This is a genomic window from Gluconacetobacter diazotrophicus PA1 5 (assembly GCF_000067045.1).
GTDB classification, from domain to species: domain Bacteria; phylum Pseudomonadota; class Alphaproteobacteria; order Acetobacterales; family Acetobacteraceae; genus Gluconacetobacter; species Gluconacetobacter diazotrophicus.
The window spans coordinates 2,453,286-2,472,395 of record NC_010125.1; the positions used below are offsets into that span (position 1 = coordinate 2,453,286).

Below are 19,110 nucleotides of genomic sequence, written 5' to 3' on the forward strand. Positions count from 1 at the left end.
AGTACCCGGCCCTGACCGGGACGGCGGTCAGCCGGCATCGTCGGTCGGCGTCGTCCCGGGTGCCAGCAGGGCCATCTTGGTGCGGCCGACCACGATGTCCTCGTCATACCGGGCGCGAGCCCGCTCACGCCCGACTTCGCCCATCCGGTAGCGCAGGTCCGGGTCGCGGACCAGGCAGCCGAGGGAGCGCGCCAGCGGCACGGCCTCGCCCGGGGGAACCAGCAGCCCGGTGCGGCCGTTCACGACCTGTTCGCGCGGGCCGCGAATATCGCTGGCCACCACCGGCAGGCCGGTCAGCATCGCCTCGATCACCGACATCGGCAGTCCCTCGAAATGGCTGGGCAGGGTGAAGATATCCGCCGCCGCCAGCAGGGCCGGAACGTCCTCGCGATAGCCCAGGCACCGCAGCCGCGCGCCAAGTACCCGCTGCGCCTCCTCGAAGCACGAATCGAGCGATTCTCCATGGTCGGACTCCAGGCGTTCGCCCACCACCCACAGCATCGCGCCGGACACCTGCTCCATCGCCTTCAGCAGTTCCGGATAGCCCTTGTGCCGCACCAGCCGTGACACGGCGATGATGACCACCGCCCCTTCCGCCACCCCCAGTTCGGCGCGAATCCGCCGCCGTGCCTCGGGATCGGGCTGGAAGAGGGAGGGGTTGCGCCCATTGCCCACCGCCAGCGGCGCCGGGTGGATCTTCAGGCGCCGGGCGTCCTCGGCCTCCTGCACCGATACGGTGAAATACCGGTCGGTGATCCGCCCGGCCAGCCATTCCAGCACCAGCGCCAGACCGCGCCGTGGGGCGGGCCCCGGCTGGTTGAACAGGAAGCCATGGCAGGTATAGGCCACGCACGGCACGCGGCACAGCCACGCCGCCAGGCGGCCCAGCAGGCCGCTGATCGGCATGTGGGCGTGGACGATGTCCGGCTTTTCCTCCCGGATCAGCCGGACCAGCGCGATCAGCGCCTGCATCTGCGCCAGGGGCGAGAAGGATCGGACCAGCGGCACCGTCTCGACGCGGAATCCCTCGCCGCGCACATCGGCCAGCAGGGGACCGTCCGCGCAGACGCCGACGACCTCGTGCCCATCGGCGCGCAGGCCCCGCATCAGCGGCAGCAGGAAGTGCCGCAGCGAAAAATCGACATTGGTGATTTCGAGAATTTTCATACCCGGTTCCGGGCCACCAGGCCGCGTGGCGCGCCCCTACCCTTCCATCTGCATCAACGCCCAGCGCACGACCTGGCGTGTACGCTCGCCGCTCTCGGCCTGGGGCACGGGCTTCGCCGGGGGGGCCGCGTCAGGGGTGTCGGCGTTCCGGGCCGGCCCGTCTTCATCCGCATGGTCCCGGGCGGCCCGATCCTCATCTGTCCGGCCTTCATCCGCCGGCTCCTTATCCGCCTGATCGGTATCCGCCTGATTGTCCTCTGCCTGATCTTCGTCCGCATGGTCGCCGGGACGCACCCGGACGACGAGCTGCCGGCTGCGCTCGGGGGTCGTTCCGCCGCAATAGACGCTTTCCTCGACCGCGACCTTGCCGCCGTCGGCACGGAATTTCCAGATCTGGCCGCCGACGTCCAGGATGACGATCTGGGCATCGGCATCCCATTCCGCACCGACCGACGGATGGAGGTGGAAGCGCAGCACGAAGGATTGCTGGCGCTCGCCCTCGACGATTTCCTCGCCCCGCAGGTCCTCGCCCCCGTTTCCCAGATAGAGGCGCCGCCGCCAGGATGCGCCGAACGGCGCGTGATAGCCGTCATGGGACAGGTCCAGCCAATGCGCGCCGTCCTGGGCCACCTGTTCGGCCGTCACATGGACCGGCCGGCGCAGGATTCCGCCCTGCGGCGCGAAGTCCGAGGACGAGGTATCCTCCAGAACCAGCAGGGAATGGGCCGCGCTTTCGCGCAGGGCCCGTCGCCATTCCGGCCCCTCGCCCGCGCCGCAATTGACGATCACCCGCCGCCGCGCCACCGAAAATTCGAACGACAGCGTGCCGGCATGGGCATCTTCATCGAAGCCGGGCGGCGGCGGGGGGGCCGCGTCCACCAGCAGCAGCGACCGGCCGACCTGCAGGCGGATGAAGCCGCCGTCCGGCATCGCGGTGGCCACCACGCGCGTGCGCGTCGCCTGCGACAGCACCGTCTCGATCATCGCGACATTGCCCGTGTGGCTGCCGTTGAACAGCGCCAGCCCGCCGTCGCCATGCCGCATCGCGCGCAGCACGGGACTCATCCGATCCAGCGCCAGGGTCAGGGCCATGGGCGGGGCGATCTGCGCGGCGTGCAGCATCGCGTGCATTTCCGCCAGTTCGCGCAGCACCAGGAACTGGATTTCCGGGCTGCGCTGGATATGGCAGCCGTCCGGCAGTATCTGCCGTTCCAGTTCGGCGTCGATATAGCGCCGGAACCGCACCAGGAAGCCGCTATGGTCGGGCATGGCGATCGCCGCCGCCAGCAGGCCCTTGAACGCGGCCAGCGCCCGCCAGTCATGCGATTCGGGCGGCATCAGGGCGGCAATCGTCCGTCCTTCCGCCAGCAGGCGCTGCATCAGGCGCTGGCGAAACCCGTCATCGGCGGAAGCGGCGAAGAAATCGTAATGGCCCAGCCACGACGCCAGCCGCGTGCCCGTCACGGCGCAGTCACGCACCATCGGGTCGCTGGGCGGATGGGACAGCCAGTCATCGACCAGCGCCCGCGCCTGCAGCCGCGCCGAATCGGTCCCGACCGCGCGCAGGTCGCGCAGCCAGGCGAATCCGTGCAGGCAGGCCCGGAAGCGCTCGGGGTAGGACGGGTCCTCCCACCGGCCCGGGCCGATCGGCCGCGTGACGCCGGCATGAGACAGGCTGCCGCGGAGCAGCCGCGCGCCCGATGCCGCATCGCCCGGCCACAGGTCGCGAACGGCATGGACCGGCTGGGGCGGGACGCGGCCCAACCCGGCCAGCGACGGCAGGCGTGCCAGTGAAAGACGCGCGTCCTGGCTCCAGCGTCGCAGGACCATCAGGCCCCTCTCATCCCACGATATCCGGACGCGCGCCGTGCGTCCGTCAGTCCGGCTTTCGTCATGCGGGCCGGCGGCCGGCCTCGCGCAGGGCGGAAATCGCCCGGCCATAATCCGGCTGGCCGTAGACCGAGGTTCCGGCCACCAGCATGTCGGCCCCCGCCTCTGTGGCCAGCGCCGCGGTTTCCACATCCACGCCGCCATCGACGCCGATGCGGATGTCGCGGCCCGTCGCGTCCGCCAGGCGGCGCAGCGTGCGGATCTTGCCCAACTGGCTGGTCAGGAATTTCTGGCCCCCGAAACCGGGGTTGACCGTCATGACCAGGATCACGTCCACCAGGTCCAGCACCTCGGCCACCGCCTCGGGCGGGGTGGCGGGGCAGATGGCGACCCCCGGCTTCACGCCCAGCGAGCGGATATGCTGCAGGGTCCGATGGGTATGGGGGCCGGCCTCGATATGGACATGGATATGGTCGGCGCCCGCCTGGGCAAACATTTCCAGGTACGGATCGACCGGCGCCATCATCAGGTGGACGTCGAACACCAGGCTGGATTGCGGGCGCAACGCCTTGATGAGCTGCGCGCCGAAGGACAGGTTCGGCACGAAATGGCCGTCCATCACGTCCAGGTGCAGCCAGTCGGCACCCGCGCGCTCGACGGCGCTGACTTCGTCCGCCATGCGGGAGAAATCAGCCGACAGGACGCTGGGCGCGACGAGGGGGGGGAAGTGAGCAGGCATGGGGACAGTGTAACAGTAAATCACATGCCGCGTGCAAGCCGTTGCGTGCCTCCGTCGCATCCCGGCGGATCACGATCGTGCTTGCCCGCGTCCATGTCCCCTGCTGCCCTGGGTTCCATGCCGGCCCTGGGTCCCGTGCCTGCCCTGGCCCGGCCTACCGGCGGCGGAACCGCGCCGCGAAGAATCCGTCCATGCCGCCCTGTTCCGTCCACAGGCCCGGATGGGTGCGCAGCCAGCCTTCCTTCGTCAGGGCTTCGGGCAGCACGGCCAGTTCCTCCGCCGTGAAGGGATCGGGTTCCAGCCCATCGCCTCGGCCGCGCGTACGCGTTCCGGCCCTACGTCGGGCTGGAGCGAGCACACCGCATAGACCAGCCGGACAGGGGACGCAGCATGTCGCGCGCCGCCGGTCCTGGCCCTCGGTCAGCGCCGTCAGGCGCGGGCGCTTGATCCACAGCACGTCGGGGTGGCGGTGTGCGGTGCCCGTCGCCGAACAGGGCGCATCCAGCAGCACGGCGTCCAGCGGCGCGTCCGGCCGCCACGTGGCGGCGTCGCCCTGGACCAGTTTGCACCCGGTCGGCCAGTCCGAGGCGGTCCAGTTCTCCTTCAGCCGCGCCAGCCGGCCCGGCTCCCGCTCGATGGCCGTGACCTCGGCCCCCGCCACGGCCAGTTGTGCCGTCTTGCCCCCCGGGGCGGCGCACAGGTCCGCGATCCGCTCACCCGCGCGGGGCGCCAGCAGGCGCGCCGGCAGGGCGGCGGCCGCGTCCTGCACCCAGAACGCGCCCTGCGCATAGCCCGGCAGGTCGGCCACACGGGTGCCGGCCGGCAGGCGCAGGGTCCCGGTGGGCAGCATCACCCCGCCGGGCGGCCGTTCGGCCTCCGGCAGCCCCGGCCGCAATGTCAGGTCCAGCGGGGCCTCCTGGCCCAGCGCCTCGGCCACCGGGCGCGCCAGGCTGCCCCATGCGCCCCACAGCCAGGGGGGCACGTCCAGCCGGGCCTGGTCCAGCCCCTCCAGCGCCCCGGCGCCGGCCTGGGCCACCCGGCGCAGCACGGCGTTGACCAGTCCCGCGAACGGCACCAGCCCCCGCCGGCGCGCCAGCGAGACCGCCGTGCCGACCGCCGCATGGGCGGGCGTGTCCAGGAACAGGATCTGCGCCACGCCGATCAGCAGCACCGTGCGCACCGGCAGGGGCGGCTCCTTCTTCAGGAAGGGTTCCAGCACCATGCCCGCCGTGCCCATGTGACGCAGCACGGTCGCCGCCAGACGGTGCGCGGCGGCACGGTCGCGCGCGTCCGCGTCCCGTGCGGCGGCGGACTGGTCCAGGCTGGTTTCCAGCATGCGCCGGTGTTCCAGCACCCCCTGCACGATATCGAAGGCGATATCCCGCGTCGGGTCCGCCGCGGCCCCGCGCGGGCCGCGCCCCCGCGCGCCTGACCTGTCTGGTACGCCCTGAATCATATCCGCCCGACTTGCCCCGTTCCCGATCGTTGGTTCGACATCCGGCGTGCTGATCGCACGCCCGCCCCCGGGCCGCCAGTCCCCCGCCGGGGAATTCTGCCCGCCGCCCTTGACCGCCGGGCCGCGCGGCCCAACCGTAGCACCATGACGACGCTGCCCGCCGCCCCCGTTCTTTCCCCCTCCGCCCTCGCCGCGATCCCTGCCGCGCTGGCAGGCATCCGGGCGCGGATTGCCGCCGCCGCCCGGCGGGCGGGGCGCGCGCCGGACGCGGTCACGCTGGTCGCGGTATCGAAATTCCATCCCCAGTCCAGCGTCGTGGCGGCCCTGGAAGCCGGACAGATGGTCTTCGGCGAGAACCGGGTGCAGGAAGCCGCCGGGAAATTTCCGTCCCTGCGCGCCGACTGGCCCGCGCTGCGGCTGCATGTCATCGGCGGGTTGCAGACCAACAAGGCCCTGGACGCGGTGCGGATCGCGGACATGATCGAAAGCCTGGATCGCCCGGCGCTGGCCGATGCCCTGGCGCGCGCGGCCGATCGCGCCGGCCGCCTGCCGGACCTGCTGGTGCAGGTCAATACCGGCGACGAAGCCCAGAAATCCGGCGTGCCGCGCGCCCAGGCCGACGCCTTCATCACCGATTGCCGCCGGCGGTTCGGCGACGCGGTACGCGGGCTGATGTGCATTCCCCCGGCGGACCGGGACCCGGCGCCGCATTTCGCGTTCCTGGCGGAACTGGGCCGCGCGCACGGGCTGGAGGTGCTGTCGATGGGCATGTCGGCCGATTTCGAGGCGGCGATCGCGGCCGGGGCGACGCATGTGCGCGTCGGCAGCGCCATTTTCGGCCAGCGGCCTGCCACAGCAACGCCCGATCCAGACAGGGGGGCCGGGGAATAGCTAGGTCCCGGCAAGTCACCTTGCCCCCCCCGGATCATGACGCTATGCCGATGAACAAGGCCGGCCAACCCGCCGCCCTCTGATCTGACTGCGGAGACGTCCCGACATGACGCCAGTCCCGGGCGATATGGCCCCCGGATCCCTGCCTTCCGCCCCGGCGAGCCCGAACGCCGCGGGGGGCGTGGCGGACGTGCCGACGAAAATCACCGAATTCGGCGCCGACCAGCATGAACATGCGGCCAATCCGGTCGGTTTCGCCGCCCTCATGGTCGTGCTGGGCGTGGTCTTCGGCGATATCGGGACAAGCCCGCTCTACGCCCTGCGATCGACCATCCTGGTCGTGTCGCAGCACCACCAGATCGAAGCCTGGGAGGTGATGGGCGTCGAAAGCCTGATCCTGTGGTCGCTGATCCTGATCGTCACCGTGAAATACGTGCTGCTGATCATGCGCGCCGACCATAATGGCGAGGGCGGGATCATCTCGCTGATGTCGCTGGCCCAGCGCGTGTCGGAAAACACCCGGCTGAAGCTGGTGCTGGGCATGACCGGCATCGCCGGGGCGTGCCTGTTCTTCGGCGACGGGCTGATCACGCCCGCGATTTCGGTCCTGTCGGCGGTCGAGGGGCTGGAGGTCAGCTTTCCCGCGGCCCACGACCTGGTCATTCCCGTGGCCATCATGGTGCTGATCGGGCTGTTCAGCGTCCAGTCGGCCGGCACGGGCAAGGTCGGCACGGTCTTCGGCCCCGTCATGCTGCTCTGGTTCAGCATGCTGGGCATCCTGGGCATGCTGCAGATCCTGCGCCATCCGGGCATCCTGATGGCGATCTCGCCGATCTATGCCGTGCGCTTCATCGCCTTTCACGGCTGGCTGTCGTTCATCGCGCTGGGGTCGGTGGTGCTGTCGGTCACCGGGGCCGAGGCCCTGTACGCCGACATGGGACATTTCGGCCGCCAGCCCATCCGCTACGCCTGGCTGTTCTGCGTCCTGCCCTGCCTCGCGCTGAACTACATGGGCCAGGGGGCGCTGATCATCGCCACGCCGTCGGCGCTGAGCAATCCGTTCTTCCTGCTGGGTCCGCACTGGATGCAGATCCCGATGGTCATCCTGTCGACGATGGCCACCGTCATCGCCAGCCAGGCCGGAATTTCCGGCGGGTTCTCGCTCTGTCGGCAGTTGATCCAGCTCGGCTACCTGCCGCGCATGCGCATCACCCACACCAACAAGAACGAGGAAGGGCAGATCTACCTGCCCGAGTTCAACCGCTTCCTGATGGTGGGCGCGCTGACGCTGGTGGTGGCGTTCCGCAGTTCCGACGCCCTGGCCTCGGCCTACGGCATCGCGGTGACGGGCACCTTCATGTGCACCTGCGTCCTGGCGATGGTGGCGTTCCGCCGCCTGTATCACTGGTCGCGGGCGGCGGCGGCGTTCACGTTCGGCGGCTTCTTCGTCATGGACAGCATCTTCTTCGCGTCCAATGCGCTGAAGATCCCGCAGGGCGGCTGGGTGCCGGTGCTGCTGGGCATCGCGCTGACCCTGATGATGACGACGTGGAAGCGCGGCCGCGGCCTGATCATGAACCGGCAGAAGCTGGACAGCCTGCCGGTCAATTCCTTCCTGGCGCGCCTGCCGCAGTCGCGCACCATCCGCGTGCCCGGCACGGCGGTGTTCATGACCGCGACGCCGGAATTCGTGCCCACCTGCCTGCTGCACAACCTGAAGCACAACAAGGTGCTGCACGAGCACGTGCTGTTCGTCACGGTCCAGACCCTGGACCAGCCCGAGGCCACGCGCGGCCACCGGGTGGCGCTGCAGCTTCTGGCACCCAATATCTACCGGGTGATCCTGCGCTACGGCTTCATGGAAACCCCGAACCTGCCCCGCGCGCTGGAGGACCTGAAGGCCAACGGCGTGGATTTCGACGTCATGCAGGCATCCTATTTCACCAGCCGCGAACTGCTGGTCCGGTCCTCGGTGCCCAAGATGTCGCGCTGGCGGATGTCGCTGTTCCTGCTGATGGCGCGCAACGCCACCCCCGCCACCGAATTCTTCCGCATCCCGCCGGACCGGGTCGTGGAACTGGGCGTGCGGCTTGCCATCTGACGCCGCACCGCTCGCGCTCTATATCCACTGGCCATTCTGCCTGGCCAAATGTCCGTACTGCGATTTCAACAGCCATGTCCGCGATGTCATCCCCCAGGCCCGCTTCGCCGCCGCCCTGCGGCGCGAACTGGCGCAGGACGCGGCACGGCTGAACGCGGACGGGCCCCGCAGGCTGGGCTCGATCTTCTTCGGCGGGGGCACACCCTCGCTGATGGACCCGGCGACCGTGGCGGCGCTGATCGCGGACGCCACCACCCTGTTCACCCCCCTGCCGGACCTGGAAATCACGCTGGAGGCCAACCCCACCAGCGTCGAGGCCGGGCGGCTGCGCGCGTTCCGCGATGCCGGGATCAACCGGGTGTCGCTGGGCATCCAGAGCCTGGATGACGACGCGCTGCGCCTGCTGGGCCGGGAACATTCCGCCACGCAGGCCATAGATGCGCTGGATCTGGCGCGCGGCCTGTTCGACCGGATCTCGTTCGACCTGATCTATGCGCGGCCGGGCCAGTCCCTGCCGGCGTGGCGGGCCGAACTGGACCGGGCGCTCTCGCTCGTCTCCGATCATCTGTCGCTGTATCAGTTGACCATCGAGCCCGGCACCCGGTTCGAGGGGCTGCACCGCCAGGGCCTGCTGGCCCTTCCGGACGAGGACGATGCCGCGCGGCTGTACGAGGAAACGGCTATCGTCGCCGGCCGCCACGGACTGATGGGGTACGAGGTCTCGAACTACGCCCGTCCCGGGGCGGAAAGCCGCCACAACCTGACCTACTGGCGCTATGGCGATTACCTGGGCATCGGTCCCGGCGCGCATAGCCGCCTGACGCTGGACGGTACGCTGCACGCCACCCGCCGCCACCGCGCCCCCGAACCCTGGGCCGAACGGGTCGAGCGGCAGGGAAGCGGCGTGATGCAGGACGAGACCTTGTCGGCGCGCGACCGCGCCCGGGAAATGCTGCTGATGGGCCTGCGCCTGAGCGAGGGTATCCCCGAGGACCGCTTCGCCCGCCGCACCGGCATGGCGATGGCCGATGCGCTGGACCCCGCGATTCTGGCGGCGGCGCTGGAAGAAGGATATCTTCTGCGGGACGAGACGACGGACGGACCGGTCCTGCGCGCAACACCGTCGGGCCGCCTCCGCCTGGAAGCGCTGCTCGGCGCCCTGGTGCTGTAGGACCCGGCCCACCAGCATTTAGGACGCCGCATGTTTTTCTGCCCTCTCCGGCGCGCGATGCGCCTCGGGACGACCCGACGCGAATCGACGCCGCGCGAAGTGCCGCGCCGCGCCTTCCGCCGCGCCCTGGGCGCCGGCGTGCTCGGCCTGCTGGCCGCCTGGCTGACGGCCGGGCCGCCCGCGCGGGCGGCCGCCCCGCAACTGGTGATCGAGGACAATGATTTCCTCGGTCCCGGCGGATCGGACCAGCAATCGATCATTCCGCTGCTGTTCAATCCGGCGGTCCGGGTCCTGGGCTTCACCGTCGTGACCGGCGATGGCTGGGAAAACCAGGAATCCGCCCATCTGCGCCGGTTCCTGGACATTATCGGCCGGGGCGACGTGCCGGTGGCGGACGGCGCGGTCTATCCGCTGATCAACAGCGTGCCGATGATGCGCCTGCGCGAACAGCAATACGGCGTCATCCCGTGGAAGGGCGCCTGGGGCGGAATCGGGTCGATCGACGGCACGCCCGCGACCCAGCCCCCCTTGCCGGACCTGAAGGAGGGCGCCCCGGCACAGCGTCCGATCGATGACAGTGCGGCCCTGTTCCTGATCCGTCAGGTCCACAATCACCCCCATCAGGTCACCATCGTGGCCGCCGGGCCGCTGACCAACCTGGCGCTGGCGATCCGCATCGACCCGACCTTCGCCGCGACGGCGAAACAACTGGTGTTCATGGGCGGATTGCTGGACACCAGCATGAAATCGCTGACCGGGAACGTCGATTTCGCCTCGGACTTCAACATGATCTTCGACCCGGAGGCGGCGCATATCACGCTGACGGCACCGTGGCCGTCGATCACCGTCGTGGGCAACGTGTCGAACGACCTGATGATGACGCGCGACTACCTGAAGCGCATCACGCAGAAGAAGACGAAAATGACGGACTATATCGGCACCTATTACGACCCGCTGCCGATGTGGGACGAACTGGCGACGGCGATCGCCGCCGACCCCGGCCTGATCACGTCCTCGATCGACGCCTATATGGACATCGACATTTCCAAGGGGCCGCAATACGGCCACGCCGTCGTCTGGCCGGATGCCACCGCGCCCAGGGCGATGGGCGTCCGCAAGGTGCGGATCGTGCAGTCCGTGGATGCGGGACGCTTCCTCGCCACGTTCCTGCACGAGGCCCAGAGCGACATCCATCCGTCCCATGCCTTCCCCCGGCCCTGACGATCCCATGTTGCACATGGTCAAGCTGGCGGTCGGAATCGCATCGATCGACGACCTGGCGCATCGTCAGCGCACGATGATGGAGGGCGCCGGAGATGGGCTGGACGGCACGCACGCCGACGGACGGCCCTGGCTGCGTACCCGCATGTATCCCCGCCGGGCAGAAGAAATTCTGCAGGGCGGTTCGCTCTACCGGGTCATCGGCGGCATGATCCTGTGCCGGCAGCGCATCGCTGATATCCGCCCGGACGTGCGCGAAGACGGGGCGGCCTGCGCGCTGGTAGTGCTGGCCCCCGCGATCGTCCCGGTCGTCCCGCGCCCGATGCGCCCCTTCCAGGGCTGGCGCTACCTGCGCCCGGCCGACGCCCCGCCCGATCTGGGCGCGGGCGGCGGCGACGCCACGGCGCTGCCCGAAGCGCTGCGGCGGGACTTGGCGGGGCTGTGCCTGATCTAGACGCCGCTGGCGAAGTCCCGGGAAATCAATACTCTGCGCAGGAGAGCGATTGCGCGGACTCATGAAAATGGGGCAACATGGCATCATGACCCGACGTCTGACGCCACCGGACGATGCCGCCCCACCCGCCGCGCGCCGGCCGCACGGCGGATACGGCGTCGTGATCGGCCTGTCGCTGCTGGGCGCGGCCGCGACGCTGGCGGCCTGCAGCACCGCGCCCGGGTCACGCTATTCGCGCTATTATGCCCGCAACGGCGCCTACCGCGCCCCCGGCCCGGCCGAGGACCCATGGGGCCCGTACATCGCCGAGGCCTCGGGCCGCTTCGCGGTGCCGCAGGAATGGATCCGCGCCGTCATCCAGCAGGAATCGGGCGGCCATGAATACCTGGACGGCCAGCCGATCACTTCCTCCGCCGGGGCGATGGGCCTGATGCAGTTGATGCCGCAGACCTATGCCGACATGCAGGACCAGAACACGCTCGGCCCCGACCCGTACGAACCGCACGACAATATCCTGGCCGGCACCGCCTATATCCGGCAGATGTACGACCGCTACGGCGCACCGGGATTCCTGGCGGCCTACAACGCCGGACCGCAGCGGCTGGACGATTATCTGCAGACCGGGCGGTCGCTGCCGAACGAGACGGTCAATTACCTGGCCTCGGTCACACCCAACCTGGGCAGCACCATCCCCCTCAGCGGCCCGCTGGCGGCCTATGGCACCGGCACGCAGATGGTCTCGGCCACACCGACGCCCCTGCCGGTGGCCATGGCATCCGCCGCACGGCCGGCCGGCCCCCGGCTGCCGGTCGTCGTCACGCCCACGATCGCCAACCCGACCGGCGGCCAGCCGATCCAGTACGCGGCCTATGTCCCGCCGCGCCCCCGTGCCGCGCGCTGCGCGCAGGACCCCAACGCGGCCTACGACCCCGACGCGCCCTGCCTGCCCATGGTCAGCGGCCCGCCGCAACCTCTGCCGCCCCCGGCACCGGTGCTGCCGGCAGTCGTCACCGCCGCCACGATGCCGCCGGCCCCGTCCCGGATGGCGCCCATCGTTCCCGCGATCATTCATATTCCGCTCTCGGGCCGTGCCCTGCCGCCTGACGGCGTGAATTACGGCCAATGGGCCATCCAGGTCGGCGCCTTCACTTCGGAGGGCCAGGCCCGCTTCGCCAACACGATGGCCCGCCAGGCCGCGTTCAACGCCCTGAATGGTGCCCGCGGCGTCGTGCAGCCCATCCCGTCGCCCGGCGGTCACGCCGTCTATCGCGCGCGGCTGGCCGGCCTGGCGCAGAACAGCGCGGCCACGGCCTGCACCACCCTGCGGCAGCAGGGACTGGCATGCATGATCGTCCGGCCGGGGCATTAGGTTTCCCCGGATTCTTCTACCCTTATTCGCTTTCGCTGTCGGGCAGCGCTCCGGGCACGTGCAGTTCCGGCAGGTGAACCATGGCCTGGCGGACCAGGTTGGCCGAATGCGCCCCCAGCGAAAGCGCATAATCGCCGGCCGGCACCACCCATTCCAGCGTGGCGGGGTGCCACTGTCCCAGCAGATGCGCGTCGATGCCCAGCGACAGGCGCGCCGCCTGCCCCGGTTCCAGTTGCACGACGCGCCAGCCCACCAGCCGCTTCGGCGCGTCACCCACCCCGGCGGGCAGGTCCAGATAGACCTGCGGCACGTCGCGGCCCGCGCCGCTGCCGGAATTGGTCACGCCGAAGGACACGACCAGCCGCGTCCCGTCCCGCGTCACCCGCAGGTCGCTGTATGAAAACCGCGCTCGGACCGACAGCCCGTAGCCGAACGGAAACAGCGGCGCGACATGCGCGCGGTCGAACGCCTTGTAGCCCGACAGGCTGACCTGCGCCGGCACCTGCCCGCCCGTGAAGGTCGCGGGCAGCCGCCCGGCGAAATCCCGCTGACCGGTCAGCAGCGCCGCCAGCGCGGCCTCGCCCCCGCCGCGCCAGGACCAGGCCTGAACCACACCGTCGACCAGGTCCAGCCACGGCATGGGCCGGTCCGGATCGTCCGACAGCAGCACGACCACCACATGGCCGCCGCTGCCCGCGATGGCGGCGATCAGCCGGTCATCCTGCGGCCCCTCGGAAAAAACCACGATCCGATCCGCCCGCGCGACATCGGCGGGCGAGTGCCCGCCCCCCGGCGAATCGGCAGCCAGCCGCGCCGCCTGCCCCGTGCGGCCCAGGGCCTCCACCAGCGCGCGGGCCGCGTCGTGCGCGGCACCCGCGCCCACGATCAGGACCGGGCCATCGGCGGTGGCGCCGCCCGTGGTCGCCAGCGGCAGCACATCGTTTTCGTTCCGCAGCAGGACGGCGCCCTCCGCCAGTTCCTCCTCCGCCAGCGGATCGTGCGGCGGCTGGACCGTACCCAGCGCACCGAAGGGCGGCGGGCGGTCGATCACGCCGGCCTGGTCCAGCGGCAGCAGGATATGCGCGATCATCCGGTCCAGCGTGGCGGGCTGCACCGCGCCGCCGCTCACCGCCTGCCGCAAGACCACGGCGAACAGGGTGTCCGTCGCCGGCGATCCCTCCAGGTCCACGCCGGCGGCCAGCGTCGCCAGCAGGAAAGGCTGGCGCGCCATGCCGTCGCCCGCGACCTCGCGGTCCGCCAGCTCGGCGATCATGCCGGAAATGCCATCCATCGCGGATCGTCCGCCTCCCGTCCATGTCGCCGCAGGATGAGCGTCGGCGATCGCCGTCCGGCACAGGATTCCGGCGCCCCGGGCCTGTTCCATCGCCAGGTACAGGCCCAGCAGCCGGTCGGCGCGCGTGGCGCCGGGGCCGGCGACGCCCTTGCCGCCGAACAGCGGCAGCACATGGCCCGCCAGCAGCCCGGAGGCGGCGCCCCCCATCACCCGGCCGCTCAGCAACGGGTCTTCGCCATCGCGCGTCCGCCCGGTCGGCACCGGCCCGACGCCCCCCATCGGCACGATGGCCCGCCCGGCCGCGCGAACCGCATGCGCGTGCGCCAGCCCGGCCCGCCGCGCCAGATCCGTGTCCCATGTCGCCATCAGCGCCAACGGCGACGGCAGGCCCGGCCCGTCGCCCAGCGCCATGCGCAACGCGGGCAGGCCCACGCGCGGAACCCCCGGCAGGGTGACGATCATGGGGCCGCCGCCCTGCGCCGGGGTCATTTCGGCCTGGACCAGGGCCAGCTTTTCCGCCGGCGTCAGGCGCGCCACCATCGACGCGATTCGCGTCCCCCGGTCCACCGCGCCGGCCCGCGACACGGACTGCATGACCGGCAGGATCGACGCGACGCCCAGGGCCGCCACGACCAGGCGCGTCCTTCGCCTTCGGGAATCCGTCCGCACCGTCAATCCCATCCCCCCTGCCCCTGCGCCGCGATCCGGGCGCCATGACACGTCAACGCCCCATGTGGCGGAAACGTCGCGAGACACCGCCTTCGATCACGGCGCCGCATGATGTCTCTTTTCAAGCAGGCCGGAACAGGGAAGAAGGGATTTTGCATCTCCATTGCGTGATGGCCATCTTTTTTGGAATCCCCCCTCGTGCCCCTGCCCCTTCTCGCGCTCGCGCTCGCCTCGTTCGGAATCGGAACGACCGAATTCGTCATCATGGGGTTGCTGCCCCAGCTGGCCGACAATCTGGGCGTGTCGATCCCCGCCGCCGGGCAACTCGTCTCGGGCTATGCGCTGGGGGTGACGGTGGGGGCGCCGATCGTGGCGGTCGCGACCGCGCCCCTGCGCCGCAAGACCGCCCTGCTGGTCCTGATGGCCATGTTCATCGTCGGTAATTTCTGCTGCGCCGTCGCGCCCACCTACCTGCTGCTGATGGCGGCGCGGGTCATGACCGCCTTCTGTCACGGGGCCTTCTTCGGCACCGCGGCCATCGTGGCGGCCGACCTGGTTCCGCGCAACAAGCGGGCGCAGGCCCTGTCCCTGGTGTTCGCCGGCCTGACCCTGGCCAACGTGTTCGGCGTCCCGTTCGGCACCGCGCTGGGCCAGTGGGCGGGGTGGCGCGCGACCTTCTGGGCGGTCTGCGCCATCGGGGTCGTGGCGCTGCTGGCCATCGTCGTGCTGGTGCCGGGCGGGGACGACCACGCCCCGGCCCGCGTGCTGGCGGAACTGCGCGTGCTGCGCCGGCGGCAGGTCCTGCTGACCATGCTGATCTCGACCATGTGCTCCGCCAGCCTGTTCAGCGTCTTTACCTACATCACCCCGCTGCTGCAGATCCGGGCCGGCCTGTCGCCGCAGATGGTCACGGTGGCGCTGCTGCTGTTCGGGGCGGGCATCACCATCGGCAACCTGGCCGGCGGCCGCCTGGCGGACTGGGTGCTGCTGCCTTCGGTCATCATGGCGCTGGTGGCGTCGATCGTGGTGCTGGTGGCGTTCGTCGAAACCAGCCATTTCGCCGTCGCCTCCATGGCCACGCTGTTCCTGTGGGGCATCATCGTGTTCGCGCTGGTCCCGCCCCTGCAATATCGCGTCGTGCAGCAGGCGGCCGAGGCCCCGAACATGGCCTCGACCCTCAACCAGGGCGCCTTCAACCTGGGCAACGCGGTGGGGGCGTGGATCGGCGGGCTGGTCGTGTCCTCGCCCTGGTCCTATGGCGCGCTGCCGGTCGTGGGCGCGGTGCTGGCGCTGGCGGCGCTGCTGCTGGTCCTGTGGGCGCAGGCCGCCGAACGCGGTACGGTGGCCGCACGCTAGAGAAAATGTCCTGCCGACTTGGCGGGGCTGGCAGGCCGGGATATGAAGACGGCATCGAAACCGGCTGGAACCTGGCCCGACCGCCGGCCCCGGCCGGGCGGGAAACACCACGACGGCCGGTCCATCAGCGGGACCATACACAAGGGGACCACAGGGGCATCATGACCGTTCGACCGCCATCCGCCATCCGCCGTTCCCTTTCGTCGCGGGCGCGCCTGCTGCCCGCGCTGGCCCTTTCCCCCATGCTCGCCGTCCTGGCCGCGTGCGGCAGTTCGCCGCACAGCGCCGACGCCGGGCTGGCCATGCCGAAGAACCACCTGCTGAGCGAGGATCGTTCGGCCAGCGGCGGCGACGACCAGATCGGCAACAGCGGCGTGAACGCCTATCTGTGGCGCGGCGCGATCGACACCCTGTCCTTCATGCCGTTCGCCTCGGCCGACGCGGTGGGGGGGGTGATCCTGACCGACTGGTACACGCCGCCCGCGACCAAGAACGAACGCTTCAAGATCACGGCCTATGTGCTGTCGCGCAACCTGCGGTCCGACGCCATCCGCGTGTCAGTCTTCCGCCAGGCCTTCACCGACGGCCAGTGGACCGACACCCCGGTCGCGCCGAACACGGTTTCGGACATCACGTCCCGCATCCTGACCCGGGCGCGGCAGCTTCGCGCCGACAGCGGCGGCCACTGACCCGCGCCGCCCCGGCGCGGCCCGCTTCCCTGCATCGATCGATCAGGGCCCCCATAGACGATCGGGCCACGTGCCCCGGACCATGATCATGACCGAGAATTCCCCCGCCCCCTATGATTTCCGCACGGCCGAGCCGCACTGGCAGGCCGAATGGGACCGGGCGGGGGCTTTCGACGTGCCCGACGTGCCCCCCGCCGACCGCCCGAAATATTACGTGCTGGAGATGTTCCCCTACCCGTCGGGGCAGCTTCATATGGGCCATGTCCGCAACTATACGCTGGGCGACGTGGTGGCTCGGTACAAGCGGGCCCGCGGCCATTCGGTGCTGCACCCGATGGGCTGGACGCGTTCGGCCTGCCGGCGGAAAACGCGGCGCGCGAACGCGGCGTGCACCCGCAGGCCTGGACCTGGACAAATCGCCGCCATGCGCGCGACGCTGAAGCGCCTGGGCTTCTCGTTCAACTGGGACCGCGAGATCGCGACCTGCCTGCCGGACTATTACGGCAAGCAGCAGAAGCTGTTCCTGGACATGCTGGGGGCCGGCCTGGTCGAACGCCGCGAAAGCTGGGTGAACTGGGACCCGGTGGACCATACGGTGCTGGCGAACGAACAGGTGGTGGACGGCCGCGGCTGGCGGTCCGGCGCGCTGATCGAAAAGAAGCAGCTTTCGCAGTGGTTCCTGCGCATCACCAAATTCGCGCCCGACCTGCTGGACGGGCTGTCGCACCTGCCCCGCTGGCCCGAGCGGGTACGGACGATGCAGGAACGCTGGATCGGCCGGTCGGTCGGCGCGCGGGTGCGTTTTGCCCTGCATGCCCCGCCCGAGGGTTTCGACACCGACCTCGATTCGGTCGAGGTCTTCACCACGCGGCCGGATACGCTGTTCGGCATGGCCTTCCTCGCCGTCGCGGCGGACCACCCGCTGGCGGCCAAGGTGGCGCAGGACAATCCCGCCGCCGCCGCGTTCATCGCCGAATGCCGCCGCCTGGGCACGTCCGAGGAAGCGATCGAAACGGCGGAAAAGCGCGGTTTCGATACCGGGTTGCGGGTATCGCATCCCTTCCTGCCGGATCGCAGCTTCCCGGTCTGGATCGCCAATTTCGTGCTGATGGATTACGGCACGGGCGCGATCTTCGGCTGCCCCTGCGGTGACCAGCGCGACCTGGATTTCGCCAATGCCTATCACCTGCCGTTCCAGCCGGTGATCCTGCCGCCCGGCGAGGACGCCACGACCTTCACCATTACCGGCAAGGCGTGGGACGGTGACGGCACGCTGTTCAATTCCGGCTTCCTCGACGGGCTGGATTCGGCCACCGCGAAGGCCGAGGCGATCACCCGGCTGGAAGGCATGGGCGTCGGCCGGGGCGTGGTGAACTGGCGCCTGCGCGACTGGGGCATCTCGCGCCAGCGGTACTGGGGCTGCCCGATCCCGGTGATCCATTGCGCGTCCTGCGGCGCGGTGCCGGTGCCCGACGACCGGTTGCCCGTGGTGCTGCCCGAGGACGTGACGTTCGACCGTCCCGGCAATCCGCTGGACCATCATCCGACCTGGAAGCACGTCGCCTGCCCGCGTTGCGGCGCCGCCGCCACGCGTGAAACCGATACGTTCGACACGTTCGTGGACAGTTCGTGGTACTTCGCCCGCTTCACCGCGCCGCACGCGGCAGCGCCGACCGTGCGCCCGGCGGCGGACGGCTGGCTGCCGGTCGACCAGTATATCGGCGGCATCGAACACGCGATCCTGCATCTGCTCTATGCCCGCTTCTTCACCCGGGCGATGCGCGAAACCGGGCATGTCGGGCTGGACGAGCCGTTCGACGGCCTGTTCACCCAGGGCATGGTGAACCACGAGAGCTATCGCGACGCGGCGGGCCAGTGGCTGTATCCCGAGGAAGTCGACCGCCGTGCCGATGGCGCGGTCAGCCGCGATACCGGCGCCCCGGTGACGATCGGCCGCGTCGAGAAAATGTCCAAGTCCAAGCGCAACACCGTAGCGCCGGTCGCGATCATCGAACGGTTCGGCGCCGATACCGCACGCTGGTTCGTGCTGTCGGACAGCCCGCCGGAACGCGACATGGAATGGACCGAGGCCGGCGTGGCCGGCGCCGCGCGCTTCCTGCAGCGGCTGTACCGGACCGTGCGCACCGTCGCCGAATCCGTGCAGCCCGTGGCGGAAGCCGCCGCCACGCCCACGGAAGCCGCCGATACGCTGCGCCGGGCCACCCACCGCGCCATCGCCGCCGTGACCGACGCGCTGGAAAGCTTCGCGATCAACGTCGCGGTGGCCCGCCTGCACGAACTGACGACCGCGCTGGCGGAGTCCGAACGCGCGTCAGGCGACGACGGCATGGATTTCGCCCGGCGCGAGGCCGCGCTGACCCTGTGCCTGCTGGCCGCCCCGATGGTGCCGCACCAGGCCGAGGACATGCTGGCCCTGCTGGAGCCCGGACAATCCCCCGCCGTCAGCCGCCCGTGGCCGGTCGCCGAGCCCGAACTGCTGGTCGCCCGCCAGGTCACGATCGCGGTTCAGATCATGGGCAAGCTGCGCGGCACGGTCGCGGCCCCGCCCGACGCCCCGGCGGATGCGGTCATCGCCCTGGCGGAAACGGAGACCAACGTCGCCCGGCTGCTGGAGGGCAAGCGCATCGTCAAGCGCATCCACGTGCCCAACCGCATCGTCAATTTCGTGATCGCGGGCTGACC

Annotated in this window: 13 protein-coding genes and 1 pseudogene; 9 read left to right on the top strand and 5 right to left on the bottom strand. The window is 70.4% G+C overall.

The window, feature by feature from the left end:
* Positions 1-27 precede the first annotated feature (27 nt).
* The 4 genes and pseudogenes from GDI_RS11360 to GDI_RS11375 form a co-directional block, all read right to left on the bottom strand.
* Entirely contained in the window at positions 28-1,167 is a 1,140-nt protein-coding gene (locus GDI_RS11360; RefSeq protein WP_012226333.1) for a glycosyltransferase family 4 protein, read from the bottom strand.
* A gap of 36 nt (positions 1,168-1,203) precedes the next feature.
* Positions 1,204-2,997 (bottom strand): heparinase II/III domain-containing protein, encoded by a 1,794-nt coding sequence (locus GDI_RS11365; protein ID WP_012226335.1) that lies wholly within the window; start codon positions 2,995-2,997, stop codon positions 1,204-1,206.
* 61 nt (positions 2,998-3,058) lie between these two features.
* Complete coding sequence (gene rpe, locus GDI_RS11370; protein WP_041249411.1) at positions 3,059-3,736, bottom strand: ribulose-phosphate 3-epimerase; 678 nt, start codon at positions 3,734-3,736, stop codon at positions 3,059-3,061.
* 154 nt (positions 3,737-3,890) lie between these two features.
* A pseudogene (locus tag GDI_RS11375) lies at positions 3,891-5,192 on the bottom strand (RsmB/NOP family class I SAM-dependent RNA methyltransferase).
* Between the two features lie 144 nt (positions 5,193-5,336).
* Here GDI_RS11375 and GDI_RS11380 point away from each other — a divergent pair.
* The 6 genes from GDI_RS11380 (at position 5,337) to GDI_RS11405 (ending at position 12,399) form a co-directional block, all read left to right on the top strand.
* Positions 5,337-6,083 (top strand): YggS family pyridoxal phosphate-dependent enzyme, encoded by a 747-nt coding sequence (locus GDI_RS11380; protein WP_012226341.1) that lies wholly within the window; start codon positions 5,337-5,339, stop codon positions 6,081-6,083.
* Positions 6,084-6,189: 106 nt separating this feature from the next.
* The gene (locus tag GDI_RS11385) at positions 6,190-8,184 is read left to right on the top strand and encodes a potassium transporter Kup (RefSeq protein ID WP_012553252.1); all 1,995 of its coding nucleotides are present in this window, start codon (positions 6,190-6,192) and stop codon (positions 8,182-8,184) included.
* A complete protein-coding gene (hemW, locus tag GDI_RS11390; RefSeq protein WP_012226345.1) occupies positions 8,174-9,355 on the top strand; it encodes a radical SAM family heme chaperone HemW in 1,182 nt (393 codons plus the stop codon). The genes GDI_RS11385 and hemW overlap by 11 nt, the downstream gene beginning before the upstream one ends.
* Before the next feature lie 30 nt (positions 9,356-9,385).
* The gene (locus GDI_RS11395) at positions 9,386-10,576 is read left to right on the top strand and encodes a nucleoside hydrolase (RefSeq protein ID WP_012226348.1); all 1,191 of its coding nucleotides are present in this window, start codon (positions 9,386-9,388) and stop codon (positions 10,574-10,576) included.
* Positions 10,577-10,583: 7 nt separating this feature from the next.
* Positions 10,584-11,030 carry a DUF1489 family protein gene (locus GDI_RS11400; protein ID WP_012226350.1) on the top strand — a complete coding sequence of 149 codons (447 nt, stop codon included), beginning with the start codon at positions 10,584-10,586 and terminating at the stop codon, positions 11,028-11,030.
* An 85-nt stretch (positions 11,031-11,115) separates the two neighbouring features.
* On the top strand, positions 11,116-12,399 hold the full coding sequence (locus tag GDI_RS11405; RefSeq protein WP_144880110.1) for a lytic transglycosylase domain-containing protein: 1,284 nt from the start codon (positions 11,116-11,118) through the stop codon (positions 12,397-12,399).
* Between the two features lie 22 nt (positions 12,400-12,421).
* Here the strand turns inward: GDI_RS11405 and GDI_RS11410 are convergent, their stop codons facing one another.
* Positions 12,422-14,323: a glycoside hydrolase family 3 C-terminal domain-containing protein gene (locus GDI_RS11410; RefSeq protein ID WP_157871029.1), complete on the bottom strand. Its 1,902-nt coding sequence runs from the start codon at positions 14,321-14,323 to the stop codon at positions 12,422-12,424.
* Between the two features lie 237 nt (positions 14,324-14,560).
* On the opposite strand from GDI_RS11410, the gene GDI_RS11415 reads away from it, so the two are divergent.
* The 3 genes from GDI_RS11415 (at position 14,561) to leuS (ending at position 19,108) form a co-directional block, all read left to right on the top strand.
* Positions 14,561-15,718 (top strand): MFS transporter, encoded by a 1,158-nt coding sequence (locus tag GDI_RS11415; RefSeq protein WP_012553256.1) that lies wholly within the window; start codon positions 14,561-14,563, stop codon positions 15,716-15,718.
* A gap of 161 nt (positions 15,719-15,879) precedes the next feature.
* Positions 15,880-16,407, top strand: a complete 528-nt coding sequence (locus GDI_RS11420; protein WP_012226358.1) for a DUF3576 domain-containing protein — start codon at positions 15,880-15,882, stop codon at positions 16,405-16,407.
* 88 nt (positions 16,408-16,495) lie between these two features.
* On the top strand, positions 16,496-19,108 hold the full coding sequence (gene leuS / locus GDI_RS11425; RefSeq protein ID WP_231854096.1) for a leucine--tRNA ligase: 2,613 nt from the start codon (positions 16,496-16,498) through the stop codon (positions 19,106-19,108).
* Positions 19,109-19,110: the final 2 nt, after the last annotated feature.